This window comes from Ruegeria hyattellae, from assembly GCF_041537925.1.
Classification (GTDB): Bacteria; Pseudomonadota; Alphaproteobacteria; order Rhodobacterales; family Rhodobacteraceae; genus Ruegeria_C.
In genome coordinates this window covers 86,055-107,403 of sequence record NZ_JBGOSH010000008.1, presented here as the reverse complement: position 1 = coordinate 107,403, position 21,349 = coordinate 86,055, and the positions used below count along the sequence as shown (strand labels likewise).

At 59.3% G+C, this 21,349-nt stretch carries 25 protein-coding genes and 1 pseudogene; 14 read left to right on the top strand and 12 right to left on the bottom strand.

Annotated features, from left to right (window positions below; genetic code table 11):
- The first annotated feature begins 5 nt into the window (after positions 1-5).
- The 4 genes from AB1E33_RS18480 to AB1E33_RS18465 all read left to right on the top strand — a co-directional run bounded on the left by AB1E33_RS18480 (position 6) and on the right by AB1E33_RS18465 (position 3,219).
- Entirely contained in the window at positions 6-881 is an 876-nt protein-coding gene (locus AB1E33_RS18480; RefSeq protein ID WP_372578744.1) for a F0F1 ATP synthase subunit gamma, read from the top strand.
- Positions 882-901: 20 nt separating this feature from the next.
- Complete coding sequence (gene atpD, locus AB1E33_RS18475; RefSeq protein WP_372578743.1) at positions 902-2,326, top strand: F0F1 ATP synthase subunit beta; 1,425 nt, start codon at positions 902-904, stop codon at positions 2,324-2,326.
- 12 nt (positions 2,327-2,338) lie between these two features.
- Positions 2,339-2,749, top strand: coding sequence for a F0F1 ATP synthase subunit epsilon (locus tag AB1E33_RS18470; RefSeq protein ID WP_372578742.1), 411 nt, complete (start codon positions 2,339-2,341; stop codon positions 2,747-2,749).
- Between the two features lie 119 nt (positions 2,750-2,868).
- The gene (locus tag AB1E33_RS18465; RefSeq protein ID WP_372578741.1) at positions 2,869-3,219 is read left to right on the top strand and encodes an H-type lectin domain-containing protein; all 351 of its coding nucleotides are present in this window, start codon (positions 2,869-2,871) and stop codon (positions 3,217-3,219) included.
- Between the two features lie 281 nt (positions 3,220-3,500).
- Here the strand turns inward: AB1E33_RS18465 and AB1E33_RS18460 are convergent, their stop codons facing one another.
- On the bottom strand, positions 3,501-3,644 hold the full coding sequence (locus tag AB1E33_RS18460; RefSeq protein ID WP_372578740.1) for a hypothetical protein: 144 nt from the start codon (positions 3,642-3,644) through the stop codon (positions 3,501-3,503).
- Positions 3,645-3,647: 3 nt separating this feature from the next.
- Entirely contained in the window at positions 3,648-4,367 is a 720-nt protein-coding gene (locus tag AB1E33_RS18455) for a response regulator (RefSeq protein ID WP_372578739.1), read from the bottom strand.
- Positions 4,368-4,504: 137 nt separating this feature from the next.
- On the opposite strand from AB1E33_RS18455, the gene mce reads away from it, so the two are divergent.
- The gene (gene mce / locus AB1E33_RS18450) at positions 4,505-4,909 is read left to right on the top strand and encodes a methylmalonyl-CoA epimerase (RefSeq protein WP_372578738.1); all 405 of its coding nucleotides are present in this window, start codon (positions 4,505-4,507) and stop codon (positions 4,907-4,909) included.
- Positions 4,910-4,949: 40 nt separating this feature from the next.
- The gene (locus AB1E33_RS18445; RefSeq protein ID WP_372578737.1) at positions 4,950-5,225 is read left to right on the top strand and encodes a DUF1467 family protein; all 276 of its coding nucleotides are present in this window, start codon (positions 4,950-4,952) and stop codon (positions 5,223-5,225) included.
- Here AB1E33_RS18445 and AB1E33_RS18440 read toward each other — a convergent pair whose 3' ends face one another.
- Both AB1E33_RS18440 and AB1E33_RS18435 read right to left on the bottom strand, forming a co-directional pair.
- Positions 5,226-5,942: an EI24 domain-containing protein gene (locus AB1E33_RS18440; RefSeq protein ID WP_372578736.1), complete on the bottom strand. Its 717-nt coding sequence runs from the start codon at positions 5,940-5,942 to the stop codon at positions 5,226-5,228.
- Complete coding sequence (locus AB1E33_RS18435) at positions 5,927-6,505, bottom strand: nitroreductase family protein (RefSeq protein ID WP_372578735.1); 579 nt, start codon at positions 6,503-6,505, stop codon at positions 5,927-5,929. Before AB1E33_RS18435 ends, AB1E33_RS18440 begins: the two co-directional genes overlap by 16 nt.
- 127 nt (positions 6,506-6,632) lie before the next feature.
- Between AB1E33_RS18435 and AB1E33_RS18430 the strand changes: the two genes are divergently transcribed.
- Complete coding sequence (locus AB1E33_RS18430; protein WP_372578734.1) at positions 6,633-6,911, top strand: DUF167 domain-containing protein; 279 nt, start codon at positions 6,633-6,635, stop codon at positions 6,909-6,911.
- Here the strand turns inward: AB1E33_RS18430 and AB1E33_RS18425 are convergent.
- Positions 6,896-7,150, bottom strand: coding sequence for a DUF8831 family protein (locus AB1E33_RS18425; protein ID WP_249708321.1), 255 nt, complete (start codon positions 7,148-7,150; stop codon positions 6,896-6,898). The two genes, AB1E33_RS18430 and AB1E33_RS18425, sit on opposite strands and share 16 nt — an antisense overlap.
- Before the next feature lie 127 nt (positions 7,151-7,277).
- Here AB1E33_RS18425 and AB1E33_RS18420 point away from each other — a divergent pair, with 127 nt between their 5' ends.
- The 3 genes from AB1E33_RS18420 to AB1E33_RS18410 all read left to right on the top strand — a co-directional run bounded on the left by AB1E33_RS18420 (position 7,278) and on the right by AB1E33_RS18410 (position 8,671).
- Entirely contained in the window at positions 7,278-7,985 is a 708-nt protein-coding gene (locus AB1E33_RS18420; RefSeq protein WP_372578733.1) for a M48 family metallopeptidase, read from the top strand.
- 1 nt (position 7,986) lies between these two features.
- Positions 7,987-8,349, top strand: a complete 363-nt coding sequence (locus tag AB1E33_RS18415) for a YigZ family protein (protein WP_372578732.1) — start codon at positions 7,987-7,989, stop codon at positions 8,347-8,349.
- Between the two features lie 70 nt (positions 8,350-8,419).
- Positions 8,420-8,671 (top strand): DUF6455 family protein, encoded by a 252-nt coding sequence (locus AB1E33_RS18410; protein WP_372578731.1) that lies wholly within the window; start codon positions 8,420-8,422, stop codon positions 8,669-8,671.
- A 1-nt stretch (position 8,672) separates the two neighbouring features.
- Here AB1E33_RS18410 and AB1E33_RS18405 read toward each other — a convergent pair whose 3' ends face one another.
- Positions 8,673-8,915, bottom strand: a complete 243-nt coding sequence (locus tag AB1E33_RS18405) for a CDGSH iron-sulfur domain-containing protein (RefSeq protein WP_372578730.1) — start codon at positions 8,913-8,915, stop codon at positions 8,673-8,675.
- Between the two features lie 198 nt (positions 8,916-9,113).
- On the opposite strand from AB1E33_RS18405, the gene AB1E33_RS18400 reads away from it, so the two are divergent.
- Positions 9,114-9,506, top strand: coding sequence for a hypothetical protein (locus AB1E33_RS18400; RefSeq protein ID WP_372578729.1), 393 nt, complete (start codon positions 9,114-9,116; stop codon positions 9,504-9,506).
- 235 nt (positions 9,507-9,741) lie between these two features.
- Positions 9,742-10,182: a fasciclin domain-containing protein gene (locus AB1E33_RS18395; RefSeq protein ID WP_372578728.1), complete on the top strand. Its 441-nt coding sequence runs from the start codon at positions 9,742-9,744 to the stop codon at positions 10,180-10,182.
- Positions 10,183-10,213: 31 nt separating this feature from the next.
- On the opposite strand, the gene rimO is transcribed toward AB1E33_RS18395, so the two are convergent.
- Positions 10,214-11,602 (bottom strand): 30S ribosomal protein S12 methylthiotransferase RimO, encoded by a 1,389-nt coding sequence (gene rimO, locus AB1E33_RS18390; RefSeq protein ID WP_372578727.1) that lies wholly within the window; start codon positions 11,600-11,602, stop codon positions 10,214-10,216.
- Between the two features lie 103 nt (positions 11,603-11,705).
- Here rimO and AB1E33_RS18385 point away from each other — a divergent pair, with 103 nt between their 5' ends.
- Positions 11,706-13,682 carry an AsmA family protein gene (locus AB1E33_RS18385; protein ID WP_372578726.1) on the top strand — a complete coding sequence of 659 codons (1,977 nt, stop codon included), beginning with the start codon at positions 11,706-11,708 and terminating at the stop codon, positions 13,680-13,682.
- A gap of 41 nt (positions 13,683-13,723) precedes the next feature.
- Here the strand turns inward: AB1E33_RS18385 and AB1E33_RS18380 are convergent, their stop codons facing one another.
- Genes AB1E33_RS18380 through AB1E33_RS18365 form a run of 4 tightly spaced genes read right to left on the bottom strand, consistent with a single transcriptional unit; the run spans position 13,724 to position 18,295 of the window.
- A complete protein-coding gene (locus AB1E33_RS18380) occupies positions 13,724-15,220 on the bottom strand; it encodes a phosphomannomutase/phosphoglucomutase (RefSeq protein ID WP_372578725.1) in 1,497 nt (498 codons plus the stop codon).
- Positions 15,221-15,240: 20 nt separating this feature from the next.
- Complete coding sequence (kdsA, locus tag AB1E33_RS18375; RefSeq protein ID WP_372578724.1) at positions 15,241-16,074, bottom strand: 3-deoxy-8-phosphooctulonate synthase; 834 nt, start codon at positions 16,072-16,074, stop codon at positions 15,241-15,243.
- A gap of 3 nt (positions 16,075-16,077) precedes the next feature.
- Positions 16,078-17,658 (bottom strand): KpsE/RkpR family capsule polysaccharide export protein, encoded by a 1,581-nt coding sequence (locus AB1E33_RS18370; protein ID WP_372578723.1) that lies wholly within the window; start codon positions 17,656-17,658, stop codon positions 16,078-16,080.
- On the bottom strand, positions 17,636-18,295 hold the full coding sequence (locus tag AB1E33_RS18365) for an ABC transporter ATP-binding protein (RefSeq protein ID WP_372578722.1): 660 nt from the start codon (positions 18,293-18,295) through the stop codon (positions 17,636-17,638). The genes AB1E33_RS18370 and AB1E33_RS18365 overlap by 23 nt, the downstream gene beginning before the upstream one ends.
- 1,422 nt (positions 18,296-19,717) lie before the next feature.
- On the opposite strand from AB1E33_RS18365, the gene AB1E33_RS18360 reads away from it, so the two are divergent.
- Positions 19,718-20,830, top strand: a complete 1,113-nt coding sequence (locus tag AB1E33_RS18360) for a hypothetical protein (RefSeq protein WP_372578721.1) — start codon at positions 19,718-19,720, stop codon at positions 20,828-20,830.
- 184 nt (positions 20,831-21,014) lie between these two features.
- Here the strand turns inward: AB1E33_RS18360 and AB1E33_RS18355 are convergent.
- Positions 21,015-21,164 (bottom strand): annotated as a pseudogene (locus AB1E33_RS18355) (integrase core domain-containing protein); the annotation flags it as partial.
- Positions 21,165-21,349: the final 185 nt, after the last annotated feature.

Genomic DNA, 21,349 nt, shown 5'->3' with positions numbered 1-21,349 from the left:
CGGCAATGCCAAGTCTTAAGGACCTAAAAAACAGGATCGAGTCGGTCAAATCGACCCGCAAGATCACCAAGGCCATGCAGATGGTCGCGGCTGCAAAACTGCGCCGCGCTCAGGAAGCGGCCGAGTCCTCGCGTCCCTATGCCGAACGGTTCAACACCGTAATGGCGGGGCTGGCGGTCTCGGTCGGCGGCAGCGACAGCGCGCCGATGCTGTTGCGCGGTACCGGCAAGGACGATGTGCATCTGCTGGTCGTTATGACCGCTGAACGCGGGCTCTGCGGCGGCTTCAATTCGAGCATCGCCAAGCTGGCCCGTGTGAAGGCAGAGGAACTGCGCGGTAAAGGCAAAACCGTCAAGGTTTTGACTGTCGGCAAGAAAGGCCGCGACGCGCTCAAGCGTGATCTCGGCGAATTCTTTGTCGGCCACGTGGATCTGAGCGAAGTAAAGCGCCTTGGATATACCAATGCGCAGGATATCGCGCGCGACATTCTGGGCCGCTTTGATGCGGGCGAGTTCGACGTGGCGACGATCTTCTTCGCCAAGTTCCAGAACGTGGTGACCCAGATCCCGACTGTGCAACAGATCATCCCCGCCGCCTTTGACGAGGTCGAAGGGGATGACAGCGGCACGCTCTATGATTACGAGCCCAGCGAAGAGGCCATCCTGGCCGACCTGCTGCCAAAAGGGGTCGCAACCGCGATCTTCTCGGGCCTGCTTGAAAACGGGGCCTCGGAACAGGGTGCCCGGATGAGCGCGATGGACAACGCAACCCGCAACGCGGGCGAGATGATCGACAAGCTGACCATCCAGTTCAACCGCTCGCGTCAGGCCGTGATCACCAACGAGTTGATTGAAATCATTTCCGGCGCCGAAGCGCTGTAGAGACAAACCGGAGACGAAACATGGCGAATGCAAAAGGCAAAGTCACTCAGATCATCGGGGCCGTCGTCGACGTGCAGTTCGATGACGCACTGCCTGAAATTCTGAACGCGCTGGAAACAACCAACAACGACAAGAAGCTGATTCTGGAAGTTGCACAGCACCTAGGCGAAAACACTGTGCGGACCATCGCAATGGACGCAACCGAAGGTCTGGTCCGCGGTGCGCCCGTGACAGACACCGGCGCACCGATCGCGGTTCCGGTCGGCAACGCCACGCTGGGTCGTATTCTGAATGTTGTGGGTGAGCCCATCGACGAAAAGGGACCTGTCGAAACCACTGAAACCCGCGCCATTCACCAAGAAGCCCCCGAGTTCTCGGATCAGGCAACTGAATCCGAAGTATTGGTCACTGGCATCAAGGTTGTTGACTTGCTGGCCCCTTATGCAAAAGGTGGCAAGATTGGTCTGTTCGGCGGCGCTGGCGTTGGCAAGACCGTTCTGATCATGGAACTGATCAACAACATTGCCAAGGTGCACTCGGGCGTGTCCGTGTTCGCGGGTGTTGGAGAACGGACCCGTGAAGGGAATGACCTGTACCACGAGATGATTGAATCCGGTGTTATCGTTCCTGATAAGCTTGAAGATTCAAAAATCGCACTGGTCTATGGCCAGATGAACGAGCCTCCGGGTGCGCGTATGCGGGTCGCCCTGTCGGGTCTGACCCTGGCGGAACAGTTCCGTGACGCAACCGGCACCGATGTTCTGTTTTTTGTCGACAACATCTTCCGCTTTACTCAGGCTGGCTCCGAGGTTTCGGCTCTGCTGGGTCGTATTCCTTCAGCGGTGGGCTACCAGCCTACGCTGGCGACCGATATGGGCGCGATGCAGGAGCGGATTACATCGACCAAAGCCGGTTCGATTACGTCGGTTCAGGCCGTTTATGTTCCCGCAGATGACTTGACCGACCCCGCGCCGGCCACCTCGTTTGCACACCTCGACGCGACCACCGTTCTGAACCGCGCGATCTCGGAAAAAGGTATCTATCCGGCGGTTGACCCGCTCGATTCGACCTCGCGCTTGCTTGATCCGGCCATCGTTGGAGAAGAGCATTACGCCGTTGCAACCGACGTGCAGCAGATCCTTCAGCGCTACAAGTCGCTGCAGGACATCATCGCGATCCTCGGCATGGACGAACTGTCCGAAGAGGACAAGCTGACCGTTGCCCGCGCCCGTAAGATCGAACGCTTTATGTCGCAACCCTTTGACGTGGCCCAGGTGTTCACCGGTTCGCCCGGCGTTCAGGTTCCTCTGGATGTTACCATCGCGTCGTTTAAGGCCGTTGTGGCCGGCGAGTACGATCACTTGCCCGAGGCAGCCTTCCTGATGGTTGGTGGCATCGACGAAGTGATCGCCAAAGCCGAGAAGATGGCTGCAGAAGCCGCCTAAGGAGAAAACCTGATGGCAAACACCATGCAATTCGACCTCGTCAGCCCGGAACGGAGCCTTGCTTCGTTCCCGGTCAGCGCGGTCCAGATCCCCGGCGCGGATGGTGACATGACGGCAATGCCCGATCATGCCCCCACCATTACCACGTTGCGGCCCGGTATCCTGAAGGCCGAAGGGCCCGATGGCAGTGCCGAGTTTCTGGTGACCGGTGGGTTTGCCCAGATCAACGCGGATGCCATGTCGGTTCTGGCCGAAAAGGCGATCCCGGTGGGCGAAGTGACCCGGGCGCATCTGGACGACATGATCGCTGAGGCGCGCGCCTCGCATCAAAGCGCTGTCGATCAGGGCCAACACACCATCGTGGACGAGGCAGCCAAGCTGCTGGCCGATATGGAAGCTCTGGGCACACATATGAGCTTGTGATGCGGGTTTTTTGCAATACTTGAAAATGGCCGGTTCCCTCTGGGGCCGGCCATTTGTTTCCTTGGAATTGACGAAATCCGTCTCTAGTGTCCGTCGGACGCAGTAATCCAGTTGACGTGATGCAGATTTTTTCGACCCACCCAGTGGGCATTCTACAGGGCGAGCTTGGCTTGTTCTCGGATTTCGAGGATGGCGGTGAGATGTGGACCGGCAATGGTCCGCGTGAGCGCCGTGCAAAGGTTCAGTTCCAAGAGCCATTCCGAACTGCTCCTGCCGTTCAACTCAGCATGTCGCTGTGGGATTTCGATACCAGTTCGGCGGTGCGGGCCGAGTTGAATGCCGAGAACGTCACCGAACACGGTTTTGATGCCGTATTTCGAACCTGGGCCGATACCCGCGTCGCGCGCCTGCGGGTGGCCTGGACCGCGATCGGCGACGTGCCGCATGACGACGATTGGGAGGTCTATTGACTGCGCGCCTTGATAGATTTCGCGCGGTGTCCGCTCCTGCCCAAACGTGCCCAAATCGGAATTTGACAAAATCCTGATCCTGTTGCTCTGCACTGCCAAAATTGACGTGATTGCGGATCGCTATGACGGCTCGGCCGACAGCATTGGCTGGGATTGCAAGGCGCAAAGCCAGAATCCCAGTGCAAGTGGTGCGAATGAGATGCTCAGATGCTCTTTGAACGCGCCGGGTTGATCCGCCGCATTTATTCCGATCCTTTGAACTACGCTGGGTCGAGGCCGGTTCAGCCCCGGCCCAGCCTCAACGGAACTGTCGGGCCCACCTGTTGGCGTGCGCGGTTGCGCCGGATGTTGCGTGCCCGCATGCGGACCTGTCCGTATAGCCCCAGTGCAATTGTTGCCAGTGCTGCCAGAATCACCTCAAACATGCCTCATATCGCCTTTCTGTCCTGTAAGCGTTGTTGAACCAGCCCGGCCAACCGGGCGGCGTCGCTGGTGACCGGCGCGCCACGGGCGCGGGCGCGGGCCAGCCGTTCCGCCGCATCGACCAGTGCGGTATCCTGTACGCTACGGGCCACGCCACGCACGAACTGCGCCACGTAGTCCAGTATCTTGTCATTGGCTTCTTCGGTCATCACCGTGGCGGCGTGGGCCATGTCGTCGTGATAGGCAACGCGATCGGGTTCGACCATTTCGTCGCTGATCGACACCAGCGGCGGATAGTGATTGTCCGTCGGCATGCGCGACAGCACCGCGTTCTGGAAAGCGGCCAGTGAATGTACCGGTTTGGCAAGAAATCCGTCTGCCCCGGCGGCGATGGCCAAAGCCTCGCCCTGATCATCGCCCGAGATGCCCAGAATCACCGGCACGCGGGGCACGGATAACGCCAGTTCTGCGATCAGATCGGCCCCCGATCCGTCCGGCAGCCCCATATCGACGATCAGGCAGGACGGGCGATAGACCCGCAGATGCCTCCGCGCCGATCGCAGATTGTCAGCCCGCCTGATGCGCGCCCCGCTGCGCAGGCAAAGCAGGCGCATCGCCTCGCAGGCATAGCGGCTGTCCTCGACCACCAGAATGGTCAGGCCCAGCAGCGGCCGGTCGATGGTGGGCGTGACATGGGCGGTGGCGAAGGGATCCGAATCGTCCATGGTGAAACTCCTCTCAGCAGATCCGCCCAACGCTAGGTCATGGCGGCTAATGCGGAGTTAATGCCGCACCTGCCGCTCTTGCCCTTTAGGGCCGCGCGTGGTCAAAACCGTCCGACCGAGCAATGAGGAGACCCGCCATGATTGGCCGACTGAACCATGTAGCCATCGCCGTTCCTGACCTGGAGGCCGCGTCCGAGCAGTATCGCAGCGCTCTGGGCGCAAAGGTCTGCGCGCCGCAGGACGAACCCGATCACGGCGTCACGGTGGTGTTCATCGAATTGCCCAACACCAAGATCGAACTGCTCTATCCGATGGGCGAGGACAGCCCGATCAACGGGTTTCTGGAAAAGAACCCGGCTGGCGGCATTCACCATGTCTGCTATGAGGTCGAGGACATCCTTGCCGCGCGCGATCACCTGAAAGAGACCGGCGCGCGGGTGCTGGGGTCGGGCGAGCCCAAGATCGGCGCCCATGGCAAGCCGGTCCTGTTCCTGCATCCCAAGGACTTCAACGGCTGTCTGGTGGAACTGGAACAGGTCTGAGCCCGACACGGGAAACCCCAACGCGAAAGGACGCAGCGACATGGGCATCACATCCGGCATCGTGCTTTATGCGGTGATCTGGTTCATGACCTTCCTCGTCGTGCTTCCGATCCGCATCAAGACCCAGGGCGATCTGGGCGACATCGTTCCGGGCACCCATGCGGGGGCTCCGGAGCATCATCACCTGAAGAAAAAGGCCTGGATCACCACCGGTGTGGCGGCGATCCTGTGGGTGATCATCGCCGGGACAATCCTGTCCGGCGTCATCAGCGTAAGCGATTTCGACTGGACCGAAAATCTGCCGCCGGTTCAGTGATCAGGCACGCGCGCGCTGGTCGTTCAGCGCGTGATAGATATGGGTAAAGGTCGCGGCTCCCAGAACCGGGATCAGCAGGTTCACCAATGGCACTGACAAGGGGATCGCCATCAGCGTTCCGGCCAGCCAGATCGTGCCGGTATGGCGTGCGCGCAGTTCATAAGCTTTCTCACGGCCAAGCCTGCGCATGGCGGCCAGCGTGAAATACTCACGCCCCAGAAGGAACCCGTTCAGCCCCCAGAAGATGAAGGGCGCCAGTGGCGTGAAGATGACATAGAGAATCAGCGCCAGAATGTTGGCGACGATCAGGATACCCATGAAGCTCAGCGAATCCCGGATCGCCTCGGAGACGGTAACGGCGGACACCCGGGGCAGGGTGGGATAGTGCCGGTCCTCGACCGCTTGCGCCACCTCATCGAGGAACAGCGAGGTGATGGCTGAGGCAACCGGCACCATCAGAAACACCGGCAGGATCAGTACCAGAACGATGCCGGAATAATTTAGCACATCGTTCAGCCAGGGAACGGCACCAATGAACGGCAGTGAGATTTCGCTGCCCGACAGCCAATTGATCAGCCAGATCGCGGCGATGCAGGCAGCGATCAGCAGGGCGATGGTCAGGCCGACCCCGCGCAATAGCACGCCCCGAAACCTGGGATCGCCTATCTGACCCAGCGCCAGAAAGAAGGAATTCAGGATCATCATTGCGACACCCATTCGGTGATCGCATCCAGATCGGGGCGCGGGCGTTCCGGCGGCTTGCTGCCTTCGGTGGCGATATGGATGAAACCCGCGATGCGCTCGTTCTCCGCCAGGCCCAGTCCGGCCTTGCAGAAGCCGCGATCATGCGAGGGCCACCCGCTGAGCCAGTTGGCCCCCCAGCCCGAGGCCAGCGCCGCGTTGAGCAGCGCAAGACAAACCGCACCGGCGGAATAGCTTTGTTCGATGGCGGGGATTTTTTCCGACGGTTTCTGAACTTCGATCACCGCCACCGCCAGAATGCCCTGATCGAACTGGCTGCGGCCCTTGGCGATGTCCTCGGCTGATTTGCCCAGAGCTTCGCCGCGCTGTGCAGTAAGTTCGGCAAGTCGGTGCATCGCGCCCTGTTCCAGCACGACAAAGCGCCACGGCTCCAGCTTGCCGTGATCGGGGCTGCGCGCGGCGGCGGTCAGCAGCGGCATCAACGCCGCGCGGGTCGGCGCCGGGGCAACCAGCGTTTTGGCCGGGCGCGAGCGGCGCGACTGCAGGAAATCAAGGACGGTCTGATCGTTCTGGGGCATATGTAAACTCTTTTTACATCCGTTCCTGCTATCTCTGTCACCTGGCGTCCGGTTTCAAGGGCAATTTGGCCGCATCTGCCGGGAAATTCGCTGGTCCTTCTCCCCTATCCGGGAGAGAGTGCGAGTCATGGGAAAACCCAAAGCCAAAGACCTGGCCGATCTGCGGGATCTCGCGGTTTCGGGCACAGAGATCAATCTGCGTGTCACGCCCAAGGCAGCGCGCAACAGTCTGATCCGCCGGGAAGGGGCGTTGCGGGTGACGGTGACCGACCCGCCTACGGATGGGCGCGCCAATGCGGCGGTGCGCGCCTTGCTGGCCCGTGCCATCGGCATCGCGCCAAGCCACCTGACGCTGATTCGCGGCCAGACTGCACGGGACAAGACCTTTCGTTATGAGGGTGGCTGACCGCGCGGGGCCTCGCGCATCTGATAGACCCCTTCGGGCAGGTCAAGGGCTGCGGCCAGATCTCGCAATTGTTCGGGCGACAGGGTGATTTTCTGGACCTGGTCGGTTCGGGGATCCAACTGCTCCAGCGTGACGCATTCGGCAAAGGAGTTGATGGTCACATCCTCCAGCAGCGGCGTTTCGCCCTCATCCATCAAGGTGATGACCGTGGCGTCGAATTCGTGCTCAATGGTAAACATGCGCTCAGAGTGACGACGTGGGCGGTGGGTTGCAAGCAAAACAGATCGTGTTCTCGCAGGGCTGGCAGCCGGTGGGAGGACGGGCTAGGTTCCGCCACGAGCAGTTCCACCGAAAGGCCCCCATGTTATGCGCCGCCTCGTGCTTTTTCTGGCCCTCAGTTTGACGGCCTGCCTTGAGTTGCCACCCCAGACTGCTGGCAGGCCTCCGGCGGACGGGTCGTCCGCTCCGGTCTATACGCCGCAAGAGGCCGCGCGCACCTTTACCGAGGTCAGCCGTGCGGTAACCCCGCGCGCGATTGAGGAATGCCGCCGCCGGACCCGTGATGTGAACTGCGATTTCCGTATCGTGGTCGATCCCGACCCCCGCGCCCCGGTCAATGCCTTTCAGAGTCTCGACGAGGATGGCCGCCCGGTCCTCACCTTCACCGCCTCGATGATCGCAACCGTGCACAACCCCGATGAACTGGCTTTTGTGATGGGCCATGAAGCCGCACATCATATTCAGGGGCACTTGGACCGGCAGGCCCAAAACGCGGCGGCCGGTGCCGCGATTTTTGCCGAACTCGCGACGATCACCGGCGGCAATGAAGCCGCCGTCGAGGATGCGCAGAAGATTGGCGCGGTGGTGGGCGCACGCAGCTATTCCAAGGAGTTCGAACTTGAGGCGGATGAGTTGGGCACCATCATCACCGCCCGTGCCGGTTACAACCCGATCGTGGGTGCCGCGTTCTTCTCACGTTTGCCGGATCCCGGTGACCGTTTCCTTGGCACGCATCCGCCGAATGCGGAACGGGTCGAGATCGTGCGCCGCACTTCAGCTCAGGTGGGGTTCTGAAGTGTCAAAGCTCACACAGCTTGGGGTTGTGCTGGCTGATCGCGGATCGAAATACGCAGTATCCGGCGCACCAGTCGACTGCCGGGCCGGGGTGGACGCGGTGCTGGCGGAACTCAAATCCGACCGCGCCTATGCGAAAGCTACCCACAACACCTGGGCGGCGCTTCTACCCAGCGGGGCGCTCAAAGCCGATGACGGCGAAAGCGGCGCGTCGATGGTGATTCTGCGGATGATGGAACGTGCCGAGCTGCAGAACCACGTGATCGTCGTGACACGTTGGTATGGTGGCAAGAAGCTGGGCGGCGACCGGTTCCGCAGGGTTCAGGACGCGGTGCGCGCCTATCTCGATCAATGTGGCATTTGACCTGAATCATATTTCGCGCCAGCGGGCCGCGATAGCCTGTCCCTGGCCAGCAACGCGCGAAGGGAAGATCATGCAAAGCCCGAAAGTACTGAAACGTCATGCATCTTTGGTGGATCGGATGGCCCGCGCAGTCGGCGTCGACCTTGAGGAATCGGCGATGTGCGGGGACCTCAAATTCGACGAGATCGCCGATGCCGTGCTTACCTGCACCGGTTGCTCGAACCCGGAGCATTGCGAATCCTGGCTGTCTGTGAACGACAGCGCCGGGGCCGCCCCGGGATATTGCCGGAACACTGAATTGCTGAAACGTCTCAAACCCTAAGTCAAAGCTTGGAATGGCTGCCGTCGCAAAGAGGCTTCTTATGTGAGTGCTTGCAACCGCAAAAGAACAGTTTCTTGTCGGCCTCGGCGGTGTATTTCACCGGCGTGATCGTGCTGCCCTTGTGGGACCCGTCACAAAAGGGCTGCTTTGCCGATTTGCCGCAGGCACACCAGAAATAGGTTTTCCCTTCGGTGACCTCGACCGGATAGGGCGCTTTTTGCGCAACGACGGGCGCGTCTGACATGTGGCTCTCCTTGCTGGCTGATGTCTTGGTCCAAGGATAACGCGGGCCGCCGGGAATGGTAGAGCGCGGTTATCGAAGAAAAATAAAGTCTCAAGTTGGGAATTCATGACTTTTTAAACAAATTGGCTCATGACAACCTTAAGAAGAGTTGCAGGAGTAGTTATGATCTCATTGTTAATAAAATGCAGCATCCCTTTGATGCTTGGTACAGCAGCATCTGTTTATGCAGCGGATCCATTCTCATCCGAATTTCAACGATTTTCCCGAGAGACGATCAGGCAGCATCAGTCCGACGGTCAGCCGGTCGCCACCACTGAAGTTCTGAACTTTCTGGACACGGCCGGGGTCGAAGACCAGGTCTCGTTCTTTCAGAGCAATATGGCGGCGTGGACGCCATACCATGTAAATGATCCGGAACTCTCGTCTGACATCCGGTCGGCGCTGATCGATCAGGACACACAGGTGCTACGGGTTTATTCGGACTATCACTTTGGTCTGCTCAGCACGGATTATGAACTGCGGGTGCTGATGTGGGAAAAGGTTGATGGCGACGCCGAACTGGCCGCCTATGTCGTCGATCACAGCCACTGATATGGTGCTGCGGTGGCCAGTCAGGCCGCAGGCATTCACATCATTGTGATTGGATGATTCCAACTCGCGCGGCTTAGTGCGACCGGCTCAGGGATCAAGCGATTTTTCTGGCTCACGGACATGAACCGCAGCGCGGCTGGACCCGTATCGGTTGTGATGCACTCGAAGCGTCTGAACCACAGGAGAACCCACCATCTTCTGCAAACTCGCCATCGCATCCGCAACCACCATTGTGATGTCCACTGCCGGTTTTGCCGGGGGTCATGCCAAGGATATCGTCGACACCGCCGCCGGAGCTGGCTCGTTCACCACGCTTGTCGCGGCCGTGCAGGCCGCCGATCTGGTCGACACGCTCAAGGGCGCGGGCCCGTTTACCGTCTTCGCCCCCACGGACGAAGCCTTTGCCGCGCTGCCCGAGGGCACCGTTGAGACCCTGCTCAAGCCCGAGAACAAGGACCAACTGGTCGCGATTCTGACCTATCACGTTGTGCCGGGTAAGGTGATGTCCGGAGACCTGACCGATGACATGTCCGCTGCAACGGTGCAGGGCGGCACCGTGACCATCGACCTCGACAATGGTGTCATGGTCAATGACGCCAACGTCGTCACGCCGGATATCGAGGCCGAAAACGGCGTCATCCATGTGATCGACAAGGTCATCCTGCCCGCTAGCTAAGGGCAACGCGGCGCCGCAAGGGGCCGCAACCCTAGGCCGAGAGACGCCCCCAAAGGTCGTATTCCCCGGCCTCATCCACCTCGACCGTAACGATATCGCCAGGTTTCAACCCCTCGAACCCTTCATCGATGAACAGGTTCCCGTCTATCTCGGGCGCGTCAGCCTTTGTGCGGCATGTGGCGGCCTCGGCGTCGATCTCATCGACGATCACATCCAGCGTCTGGCCGACCTTGGCGGCCAGCTTGGCCTCGGAGATCGCCTGCGCTTTTTCCATAAAGCGGTCCCAGCGTTCCTGCTTGAGCTCGGGGGCGACATGATCAGGCAGGTTGTTGGAACGGGCACCGTCCACATTCTCGTACTGAAAACAACCGACGCGATCCAGTTGTGCCTCATCCATCCAGTCGAGCAGGGTTTGGAACTCTGCCTCGGTCTCACCGGGATAGCCCACGATGAATGTGGATCGCAGGATGATATCCGGGCAGATCGCGCGCCAGGCGGCGATCTCGTCCAGAGTTTTAGCCCCCGCCGCAGGCCGGGCCATGCGTTTCAGAACATCCGGGTGGGCGTGCTGGAACGGGATGTCGAGATAAGGCAGCAACCCACCGGTTTCGGCCATCAGCGGGATCAGGTCGCGCACGTAAGGGTAGGGGTAGACATAATGCAGCCGCACCCAGGCATCGAACTGGCTTAGTTCGCGTGCCAGATCGGTAATATGGCTGCGTACCTCACGGTCTTTCCATGGGTTCACGTCATATTTGCGATCCAGCCCGTAGGCAGAGGTGTCCTGACTGATGATCAGCAACTCCTTCACGCCGTTGTCGACCAGTTTTTCCGCCTCGCGCAGTACCGCGTGGGCGGGGCGGCTGGCCAAGCGCCCGCGCATGTCGGGAATGATGCAAAAGCGGCACTTGTGATTGCAACCTTCCGAGATCTTCAGATAGCTGTAATGACGCGGTGTCAGTTTGACGCCCGAGGCGGGTAGCAGGTCCACGAACGGGTCCGGGTCGGGTGGCACCGCCCCATGCACAGCATCCAGCACCTGTTCGTATTGATGTGGGCCGGTCACGGCCAGAATGCGCGGGTGGTGGTCTCGGATATAGTCCGGTTCGGCCCCCAGGCAGCCGGTCACGATCACCTTGCCGTTTTCGGTCAGCGCCTCGCCAATCGCATCCAGCGATTCCGCCTTTGCACTGTCGAGAAACCCGCAGGTGTTAACGATCACCGCATCGGCCCCGGAATAGTCGGGCGAGATTCCATACCCCTCGGCGCGCAGCCTTGTGAGGATGCGCTCGCTATCCACCAGCGCTTTGGGGCAGCCGAGCGAGACCATGCCGATGGTCGGCTGGCCAGTTCGGGGGGCATCGGCGATCCGGGCTGCGGGGGCGAGGTCGGGGCGGAGATCAGGTGGATTGGTGCTCATGCTCGCGCATATAGAGGCGTTGCCGCGCACGTGCAAACGTTGCGCAGCGGGGCGGCGCTTGCCATAATTCGAAAAACCCTTCCAAAAAAGGTGAGAGCAGGGCATGCGCTGGTTGTTTCGTATCGTTTTTGTCGTTGTTGCAGTGCTGGGTCTTGTCGTCGGCACTTTGCTGCTGCTGCCGGGCGAGAAACTGGCACAGATTGCCGCCGATCAGATCCGCGCCGAAACCGGGCGCGAGGTCACGTTCGACGGCAAGGTGAAAGTGTCACTCTGGCCGGTTCTGGGGTTGGAGGCCGGGCCGGTCACCATCGCCAACGCGTCCTGGGCCACATCCGGCCCCATGTTGAGCGCCGACCAGCTTTCGGTCGGGGTGTCCGCCCCTGATCTGCTGACCGGTGCAATCCGGGTCAAAAAACTGCTGGCGGAACGCCCAACCCTGCGGCTGGATGTGCAGGGTGACAAGGCGAACTGGGATCTGTCAAAACCGCAGGCGGCAGGTTCTAGCGCATCGGGGGGCTCAGCTGGATCAGGCGGGGAGGGTGACGCGGCACCAGCGGATTTCTCGCTGGAACAGCTTATCCTGACAGATGCGCAACTGATCTATACCCGCGACGGCAAGGTCGAGCTGCAACAGGCAGGCGTAGACCTGACGGCCAGCTGGCCAAAGGCTGATGGGCCCCTTGATCTGGAGGCCAATCTGTCTCTGGGTGGCGACCCGCTTGCGATCACGGCTGAACTGGCGAACCCGCAGATATTGAATGATGGCCTCGCCTCGCCGGTCACCCTCGGCGTAAGCAGCGCCGCCGGAACGGTTGGTTTCGATGGCCGGTTCTCGCGTGAGGGCGATGCCGAAGGGCAAGTGTCGGTGGACAGCAGCGACACAGCGCGCTTGCTCGCGGCGTTTGGGCAAAGCAAGGTCGATATTCCCCACGGTCTGGGCCGGTCCGCCCGGATCACGGGCAAGGCGACCTATACCCATGATGGCCGCTTGTCCTTGCGCAAGATGGTTCTGAAGCTGGACGGCAACCAGTTGAACGGGGGCGCGGATGTGATGTTAGCGAGTAAACCCGACATCAAGGTAAACCTGAGGGCAAAGACGCTGGATTTCTCGATGCTGGCCTCGACAGGGACCAAGTCGTCAGGCGGTGGCGGCGGAGGTGCCGCACGCTCGGGTCAGGAAGCCGGATGGTCGAAGTCCCCGATTGACGTTTCACCGCTCGGGCTTGTCGACGGAACCATCAACCTGACGGCGCAAGCGGTCAAACTGCCGGAATTCGATCTGGGAAAGACCCTGGTGACCCTGAAGATCGAACGCTCTCGTGCGGTGCTCAGGCTGAAAGAGGTCTCGGTGTTTTCCGGCTTGATAAGCGGGCGGCTCGTGGCCAATAACCGCAACGGCCTATCTGTTGGCGGCGATCTGAGTGCCAAGGATGTCGACCTTAACCAGGCACTGACTGCGATTGCGGATGTCAGTCGTTTTTCGGGGCATGCCTCTGGCACGTTAAAATTTCTCGGCGCCGGACAGACGGAAGACCAGATCATGCACTCGCTATCGGGCTCCGGAAGCTTGAAGATGGGCCGTGGTGTCATCACGGGTTTCGATCTGCACCGCCTGATGGACGGCCATACACGCACGGGCGGCACCACCGTGTTCAACAGCCTGACCGCCAGCTTCACCATGGAAAAGGGCAATTTGGACAATCAGGACCTGCTCCTGTCGCTGAACAATTACCGCGCCGACGGCAAGGGGCGCGTCGGTATCGGCGCGCGCGATATCGACTACCTGTTCACGCCAGTGCTGCTGCGCGCCAATTCGGGCAGGGGGCGTGAGGTGCCTATTCGCATCGTCGGCCCTTGGGCGGACCCGTCGATCAAGCCCGACCTGAAAAAGGTGATTGAAGCGGCGGCGGAGGCGGAACTGGACAAGGTCGGAGATACGGCGAAGAAGGCGCTGCACGGTAAGCTGAGCGAAGAGTTGGATGCCCCTATCGAAAGCACCGAGGATGCCGAAGAAGCACTGAAGAACAAGCTGGAAGATGAAGCCAAAAAGGGTCTTCTGAAACTGTTCGGAGGCGATTGATCTGCGCTGCACGCGCGGCAGGAGCAATGCCTGCCGCAAGTTCAGATTGTCTGATCGTAATCCCCCACCAGAGGTTCGGTGCGGATCACCGCATCGATATCCGAAAAGATCGCCCGTAGTTCGGCATCGCTTTCCGGGCTTTCGCAGACCACCACAAGATTGGGTGTGTTGGAACTGGCCCTGACCAGTCCCCAGGCGCCATTGTCGAGGATCACCCGAGCGCCGTTGACGGTGACCACCTGTGCGATCTTGCGACCCGCGATGGAGCCGCCCTCGGCGGTGCGCGCCTCAAGCTTGCTGACCAGACGTTTAAGCACCTCATATTTCTCGGTATCGGCGCAATAGGGTGACATGGTCGGGGTCGAATAGGTCTTGGGCAGAGCCTTGCGCAGATCCGACATGGAATTGCCGGGGTTGCGATCCATCAGTTTGCAGATTTCGACTGCCACGCGCATTCCGCAGTCATAGCCCCTCCCGATCGGCTCGGCGAGGAAGTAGTGACCCGATTTTTCAAACCCGGCCAGCGCGCCGATTTCCTTGACCCGGCGTTTCATGTGGCTGTGGCCGGTCTTCCAGTAATCGGCCTTGACCCCCAGCGCCTGCAATTCCGGGTCCGACGCAAAGAGCCCGGTCGACTTTACATCCGCCACGAAGGTGGCGCCGGGATGCAGTTTGGCCAGATCGCGGGCCATGATCACACCCACCTTGTCGGCGAATATTTCTTTGCCCTCGTCGTCCACCACGCCGCAGCGGTCGCCGTCGCCATCAAAGCCTAGCGCCAGATCGGCGCCGCTGGCCCTGACGGTATCGGCCATGTCATGCAGCATCTCCATGGCTTCGGGGTTGGGATTGTAGTGGGGGAAGGTGTAGTCGAGCGTGTTGTGGCTGGGTACGACCTCAACACCCATGCGCTGGAAGATCTCGGGCGCAAAGGCCGAGGCTGTGCCGTTACCGGTGGCGCAGACCACTTTCAGCGGGCGCGAGACACGGAAATCGCCGACCAAATCGTCGATATAAGCCTCGCGCACGCCGTCCACGAACTCATACGATCCGCCGGATCGGGGTTGGCCGTCGCCGTTCAGAACGATGTCGCGCAGCTCTGCCATCTCGTCCGGTCCGTGGGTCAGCGGGCGCTCAAAGCCCATCTTGACGCCGGTCCAGCCGTTTGGATTGTGGCTTGCCGTCACCATCGCAACTGCGGGCACGTCCAAATGAAACTGAGCGAAATAGGCCATCGGAGACAACGCCGGGCCGATATCCCGAACCTGAATGCCCGCTTGCATCAGCCCAAGCATCAGTGCGTTCTTGATGGCCAGAGAATAGTCGCGATAGTCGTTGCCTACCGCGATCACCGGCGCAATTCCACGCCTGTGCATTTGCGTGCCAAGACCCAGACCCAGCGCAGTCATGCCGGGCAGATTGATCTCATCGGGGTATTTCCAGCGCGCGTCATATTCGCGAAACCCGGTTGGTTTGATCATTGCATCGCGTAGGAAACTCCAGGTGTTGGGTGACACCTCGGGCAGGGGTTTGGTCATGACACTATCTCTTGATCTATTCAGATTTCGACCGGGTCGGCCTTGGCCAGAGCGTCGAGCTTCATCAGGGTGCCGATGAGTTTCGGCATGTGATCCAGATAGATCATGTTCGGCCCGTCGCTAGGGGCGTTGTCCGGATCCTGATGGGTTTCCATGAAGACCGCGGCAGTGCCAATGGCGACGGCCGCCCGGGCCATGACAGGCGCAAATTCGCGCTGTCCGCCGGAAGAGCTGCCCTTGCCACCGGGTTGCGCGACCGCATGGGTGGCGTCCATCACCACCGGATAACCGGTCTGGGCCATGATCGGGAGCGACCGCATGTCGGCCACCAGCGTGTTATACCCGAACGAGGCACCACGTTCGGTCAACAGGATGCGCTCATTGCCGGTACTTTCAACCTTGGTGACGATATTTGCCATTTCCCATGGCGCCAAGAATTGGCCTTTCTTGACGTTGACTGCGGCACCCGAATTACCGGCGGCCAGCAACAGGTCGGTTTGGCGGCACAGGAAAGCGGGGATTTGCAGGATGTCCACGGCCTGCGCGGCTTGCGCGCATTGCACCTCAGAATGCACATCGGTGAGGACGGGCACATCCATCGAACTCCGAATATCGGCCAGAACCTGAAGCCCGGCTTCGATCCCCATGCCGCGCGCGCCGCTTAGTGAGGTGCGGTTGGCCTTGTCGTAACTGGCTTTAAAGACGTACTGAGCGCCATGCTCGGCGCAGATTTCCTTCATCCGGCCTGCGATCATTTGCGCATGGTCGGCGGACTCTAATTGGCAGGGACCCGCTATGATGGTCAGCGGGCGGTCATTGCCGATACTCAGATCGGCCACTTGCACATGTTTCATGGTCTATGAAGATACCTGTTCTCGGAGGATCGACGCGGTAAGCGAGATCATCAGGTAGATACCAGCAAAGACCAGGAATGCCAAAATCGTATTTTCGAACTTGCGTGGATAGCTTGGCTCCTGGCTGGGCACCGGATTGACCGACACAGTCAGATAACGCACCTGCCGGTTTGCTTCCATCCGCGTGGTTTCCATCTGTTGCAGGGCCGATTGCAGCATCAAATCGCGCGAGACCAGATCCGCCTGGGCCATCTGTATCCGCACGCTCAGCTGTGCAAGCGAGTTCTCGCCGTTCGAAGCGTCCACCATCTCGGCGTTCAGCCCGTCCAACAGGGTCTGCAATCGTTTGATGTCGGATTGCGTGCCTTCCACCTTGGCGCGGTTGGGGCGGGTATTATCCAGAAGGGCGGCCAGTTGCAGTTCCTTTTCCTGCAACTCCAGTTCAACTGTGTTGATGCGGGCCCGAAGTCCGGCGATCACACCCTGCGGGTCCAACACGGCGCCTTTCATCTGCAGTTCGACCAGAGCTTCCTGAGCATTGCGCCTCTCTTGCTGCGCACCCTCGAAGCTTTCATGCGCCTCGCGCATCTGGTCGTCGCGTTTCTGCCCTGACAGATCATTCACCCGATCTTCCGCGTAGCTCAGAAGGCTCTCGGAAAACTCGGTTGCGGTTTCGGGGTCGGCTGCGCTGACCTCCATCCGGATCACGCCTTCGGTCGGGTCATATCCGATTGTGACGATCCGCGAATATGTCTTGTAGGCGTCTTCATTGGTGGCGTCCGCTGCAAGACGCTGGATTGGATCGACCCAGGGCTGCGAGAAATGCGACTTGAACCCTCGATCCCGGTCCAGAAGCAACATCGCCTCTTTTGATTCCAGAAAGGACTGAACCGAGATCGAATCCTGTCCGGTCGCAAACTGGGTGCCGGCAAACAAGCCCCCGACGCTGCCGCCCCCGCCATCGGCCTGAAGGATCACAAACTCCGATTTTGTCGAATACATCGGTGTCGCGATGTTATAAAAATACGCGCCCACGATTGCCGTTGGCAGCAGCACAAAAAACGCCAGCCGCGCCATCAGCATCATCATCTTGCGCCTGCGTCGGCGGGCGATGTCGCGCTGGATCTGGGTGATTTCCATTTCCCGGCGCTTGGCAGGGCTCATGTCCGGGGCGGGCAGCGTCTGCTGTCCGGGCTTCACGGTTTGCGGCAATTGTACGTCCTGCCGCGCCTTGCCTGTCTTGGCAGGCTCGTCATCTTCACGTGGTACCACCAATTCCAGCATGTTCGGCCGCTTGAACGGCTCGATGCCATGTTCCCGCAGCAGTCTGACTGCATCGTAATCGGACGTAGCAGGCAGGTTGTGCTTTTGCGCCATCCGCCGCGCCATCCGCAACTGGCGGCCGGTCAGGCCTTCGCGTTTGATGGCGCTGGTATCTGACTGCGCAGCTTGTTCAGGTTCCGCGCCCGGTGCGGGGGACGCCGGTTCTACCTTGCTGTCAATGGCCTCCGGCGCCTCGGGTGTGGCACTGCCCGACTCGGTCCGCCGGATGCGGAATTTTCTAGCCTTGGGTTTCGTAGTCATAGATCTGCTTCGCTTCTTCCAAGGTGTCGAATATATAGAGCTGCCCATCCAGAAGGACAGCGGCTTGGCGGGCAAATTTTTCGAGTACGGCCGGGCTGTGCGAGACGATCACGATTGTGGTGGTGCGAAGACGTTCCTCCAGAATGGCGCCAGCCTTACGATTGAACTCCACATCGGTGGAGCCGGGCATCCCTTCATCGATTAGATACATGTCGAAATCCAGCGCAAGCATCAGGGCAAATGAAAACCGGGCCCGCATTCCTGACGAATAGGTGCCCAGAGGCTGGTCGAAATATTCCCCCAGATCACAGAGCCAACGGCAATACGCCTCGACATAGTCGGGGTCCATGCCATAGAGCCGCGCGATATAGCGGGAGTTCTCCATTGCTGAGACGCGCGAGACGACTCCGCCCATGAAACCCAGCGGAAACGAGATATTGCATTCGCGGCGGATCGTGCCCTCATCGGGTTTTTCCAACCCGGCTATCATGTTGATGAGTGTGGTCTTGCCGGTGCCATTCGGGGCCAGCACGCCAAGGGACTTTCCGATTTCGACCCGGAACGACACCCGGTCGAGGATCACCTTGCGTTGTGATCCCGTCCAGAATGACTTGCTGACAGTGTCAAATTCAAGCATCGGTGATCTGCTTTGGCCTGCGTCGTTCATCCGGGAACGCAATTGTGGTCCCTGTTGCTATCCCGTTTTCGGGTTGGTTCCAGCCTAGGGGCTGATATGGGCCACATTATGTCGAAATATGAAACAAATAATCAACGCGAAACCGCTTGCCGTAGCAGATGTGAACGGCGGCAGAGAGATTCGGCAACGTGATAGGCCGCATGTCTGCCATCCCTTCGCGAAAGATGCCAGGAATCCTATCAGCCCTCCTGAGTAACGAAATAAGGGCCTGCAGGCTCTGCGTCGACTGGTTTGCCCCCCCAACACCGCCCACGCGCCAAACCCGGTAGTCTGGTTCCGTTCAAGTGCGCGCTCTTGATCGCCGGGGAAGGAAACTCGAAGATCGGATCAATGCAACCATATCAAGTAAGGATGCACTGGCAGAGATTGCTGTCGTTCACCGTTACTTCCCGTGGATCAGCCTGATTGCCAGCACAATGGTGATTACCGAAATGCCCGAACTTGGTGCCATGACCTGCGAACTAGCTGCGGCTCTTGCGTGGTCGGCTCCGTTTGCGCAGGACAGCGGAACCCTTCGCGTAAGAACGCCCATCGCTGAAACACCTGATGATCCAGGCAATATTGGGTGCCTCGCATCACAACCTGAACCTGAATGTTTGCACTAATAGTTTGCGCAAAGCCGGGAAGCCGTACAAAGTCATTTGCACCGCCGTTGCACGAAATCACGTCACGATTGCGAATGCGTTGAGCAAAAGCCGTCAAGAATGGACGCCCGTCGCGCAATTAGGATGCAGCTGTTAAGCGGCGTCTGCATTTAAGGGATCCAAACCATTGCGCTGGCGAGTTCGACCAAGACCTTGAATGAACTGATTGTCTTCTCGCAACACAAGGCGATCCGGCGGAACCGTCAAAGTCTGTTGAATAAATCCTCGACCTTCTGGCATTGCTCTTAGAGCCGTCCGTTGCTTCGGGAGTTTAGCGTATTCAGTTGCGAGTTGGTCTTTCGCCTCTGACGGGTCGCAGGGCGCAGTGCTTTTGACACTTCGGCTCACCCGGCGACTACCGCTTGGTCTGCCGGCACGCCCACGCAAAACCCGAGGCCGATAGCGCTCTTATTCGCACAAACAACACGCGCTCTACCCCAACCAGTTCATCATCCGCGCGCAGGTGCCAGCAGGTGCAAGGATAGGGTCATCGAAGATAGTGAACGGGGACGGCGATTGGATGCCTAACGGTCACGCGGGTGTTGACGGACTGTCGCTATGAAACTGGTGGCCTATTAACCTGCGTGTATTTCGGGCCGCACTGACCTGTCATGGGTCAAGCGGCAGCTCAATCCGACTGGGCGATTGGCGGAACCCGGACGGTACGCGCTTCAAGTGGTTTGATATCCGCTCGTTCCCGGATGACTCGCCGCTGATCTTGGCTCGGGAAGAGCTCAAATTTGCCAAAGATTGGGTGCTGATTTTGTGGTATCCATTCTTCATGAATTCAGCCAAGAAGGGAAATCCGGTCGTGGTCTATCGGGAAGTGAGAATGCGCTATTTTGCCATAGCGTTAGGCCCTATGCTCGTCTTCTGGATTCACGCCTTCATTACCAACCATTTGATTGCCGTAGACGTAGCTGTTCCAACAGACATTCTTCAAACCGAGCGTCCTTGGCTGGAGGCAGTGGGTCGGCATAGATTTCTTGCCGCGACTTGGTTCTTTGCCGCTCTGGCGGTCCTTGCTGTCGCAATGTTGGTTCGAAACCTTGCTCGTCCAACAGTGCCTAAAACAAGGGCGGCAGCGATAGCCACAGTTATCATCGTCCTGTTGTTAGCTGTTATTCCCACGGTTCAGCAGAATATTAGCCCGGATGGAACGCGAGTTTATCATCGACTTGGGGCGGCCTTTTTTGAGGCTGCTCTGTCGCGAGGAGGTTTACCGGGATGTATTGGGCCGGAAGATCTTTGGCTGTTGGGTCGCTGCGGCGAGGTGCCTGCAATATCATTGTTCAATCGCATATTGGACATCGTCAACGTCCTCGCAGGTCTTGCTGTTGGCGCTCTGATTGTCGGAATGGTTCTTTGTCTGGAAACACCCGACGGAGACGATATTGAGGAACAGGCCGCGCTCTTGGTGCAAAACATTAAGCAGATGCGCCAGCAACTGTATATGTCCAGCATCGTACTTACTTTCGGCATGTTGTTCGCGACAAGTTGGATGTACTGGCCGCTTCCATTGGTAGAGGAGGCTGAGCAAGCCGCCTATGGTGCGCTCGTGCTCGCTTCAGCGCTGTTTACCGGCACGTATTTTAGCCTTTTGATACTTAGCTTTTACTTGCCTGTGGCCCTGATATTGGATGGCCGAACTCGAACACTTGCTGAGAAGGTGGGGCAAGGCGCACCTCCAGGCGACCAAGTCGATGTTGAGGACTGGAGGGCTTCAAGAGGACTGCAAGATGGCGCGATAGATTACCTGCGCGCTGGCTTCGCAGTAACAGCGCCGGTTCTGGCAGCTTTCGCTGGCGGTATTTCACCAATAGCCCTTTAGCGTCTTGGTTCGATTAATTGAAGCTTGACTGATGCGGTCTCAGCAACCCGATGTGATACCTAAGAACCCCAGATATTTGTCGTTAAGCTATGACCTGTTCCCCGCTGCTCTCTCATTCCTAACGAGATTTTGCGAGTTTGAATTTCATATTCGTTGTGGTCGTTTTGAGCAACTCATCACGCTAGCTGCCGTTGAATGACTCGATGAAAGCATTCTGTTGTGGCTTGCCGGGGTCAATGTACTGCCACTCGACGCCGTTGTCATTGGCCCATTTGAGGATCGCCCGACTGGTGAATTCTGTGCCGTTGTCGCTGACAATGCTGGAAGGTTTGCCTTAGCCTGCTCGAGCGCCCCGGGAAGGTGATAGTTTTCCAGCAGGATGCGGTTCTTCAAGGTTTGATGCCAGCGCTCGATCTTGCCTTGGGTCTGCGGATGGTTCGGGGCGCCGCGGATGTGGTCCATGCCTTGATCGTCGAGCTTCTAGCTCGCGACCGTAGTTTGGAACTTCTTGGCGTAGGA

Coding starts and splice junctions, on each gene's coding strand:
- AB1E33_RS18480 (WP_372578744.1), top strand. CDS start 6: ATGCCAAGTCTTAAGGACCTAAAAAACAGGATCGAGTCGGTCAAATCG.
- atpD (WP_372578743.1), top strand. CDS start 902: ATGGCGAATGCAAAAGGCAAAGTCACTCAGATCATCGGGGCCGTCGTC.
- AB1E33_RS18470 (WP_372578742.1), top strand. CDS start 2,339: ATGGCAAACACCATGCAATTCGACCTCGTCAGCCCGGAACGGAGCCTT.
- AB1E33_RS18465 (WP_372578741.1), top strand. CDS start 2,869: ATGCAGATTTTTTCGACCCACCCAGTGGGCATTCTACAGGGCGAGCTT.
- AB1E33_RS18460 (WP_372578740.1), bottom strand. CDS start 3,644: ATGTTTGAGGTGATTCTGGCAGCACTGGCAACAATTGCACTGGGGCTA.
- AB1E33_RS18455 (WP_372578739.1), bottom strand. CDS start 4,367: ATGGACGATTCGGATCCCTTCGCCACCGCCCATGTCACGCCCACCATC.
- mce (WP_372578738.1), top strand. CDS start 4,505: ATGATTGGCCGACTGAACCATGTAGCCATCGCCGTTCCTGACCTGGAG.
- AB1E33_RS18445 (WP_372578737.1), top strand. CDS start 4,950: ATGGGCATCACATCCGGCATCGTGCTTTATGCGGTGATCTGGTTCATG.
- AB1E33_RS18440 (WP_372578736.1), bottom strand. CDS start 5,942: ATGGGTGTCGCAATGATGATCCTGAATTCCTTCTTTCTGGCGCTGGGT.
- AB1E33_RS18435 (WP_372578735.1), bottom strand. CDS start 6,505: ATGCCCCAGAACGATCAGACCGTCCTTGATTTCCTGCAGTCGCGCCGC.
- AB1E33_RS18430 (WP_372578734.1), top strand. CDS start 6,633: ATGGGAAAACCCAAAGCCAAAGACCTGGCCGATCTGCGGGATCTCGCG.
- AB1E33_RS18425 (WP_249708321.1), bottom strand. CDS start 7,150: ATGTTTACCATTGAGCACGAATTCGACGCCACGGTCATCACCTTGATG.
- AB1E33_RS18420 (WP_372578733.1), top strand. CDS start 7,278: ATGCGCCGCCTCGTGCTTTTTCTGGCCCTCAGTTTGACGGCCTGCCTT.
- AB1E33_RS18410 (WP_372578731.1), top strand. CDS start 8,420: ATGCAAAGCCCGAAAGTACTGAAACGTCATGCATCTTTGGTGGATCGG.
- AB1E33_RS18405 (WP_372578730.1), bottom strand. CDS start 8,915: ATGTCAGACGCGCCCGTCGTTGCGCAAAAAGCGCCCTATCCGGTCGAG.
- AB1E33_RS18400 (WP_372578729.1), top strand. CDS start 9,114: ATGCTTGGTACAGCAGCATCTGTTTATGCAGCGGATCCATTCTCATCC.
- AB1E33_RS18395 (WP_372578728.1), top strand. CDS start 9,742: ATGTCCACTGCCGGTTTTGCCGGGGGTCATGCCAAGGATATCGTCGAC.
- rimO (WP_372578727.1), bottom strand. CDS start 11,602: ATGAGCACCAATCCACCTGATCTCCGCCCCGACCTCGCCCCCGCAGCC.
- AB1E33_RS18385 (WP_372578726.1), top strand. CDS start 11,706: ATGCGCTGGTTGTTTCGTATCGTTTTTGTCGTTGTTGCAGTGCTGGGT.
- AB1E33_RS18380 (WP_372578725.1), bottom strand. CDS start 15,220: ATGACCAAACCCCTGCCCGAGGTGTCACCCAACACCTGGAGTTTCCTA.
- kdsA (WP_372578724.1), bottom strand. CDS start 16,074: ATGAAACATGTGCAAGTGGCCGATCTGAGTATCGGCAATGACCGCCCG.
- AB1E33_RS18370 (WP_372578723.1), bottom strand. CDS start 17,658: ATGACTACGAAACCCAAGGCTAGAAAATTCCGCATCCGGCGGACCGAG.
- AB1E33_RS18365 (WP_372578722.1), bottom strand. CDS start 18,295: ATGCTTGAATTTGACACTGTCAGCAAGTCATTCTGGACGGGATCACAA.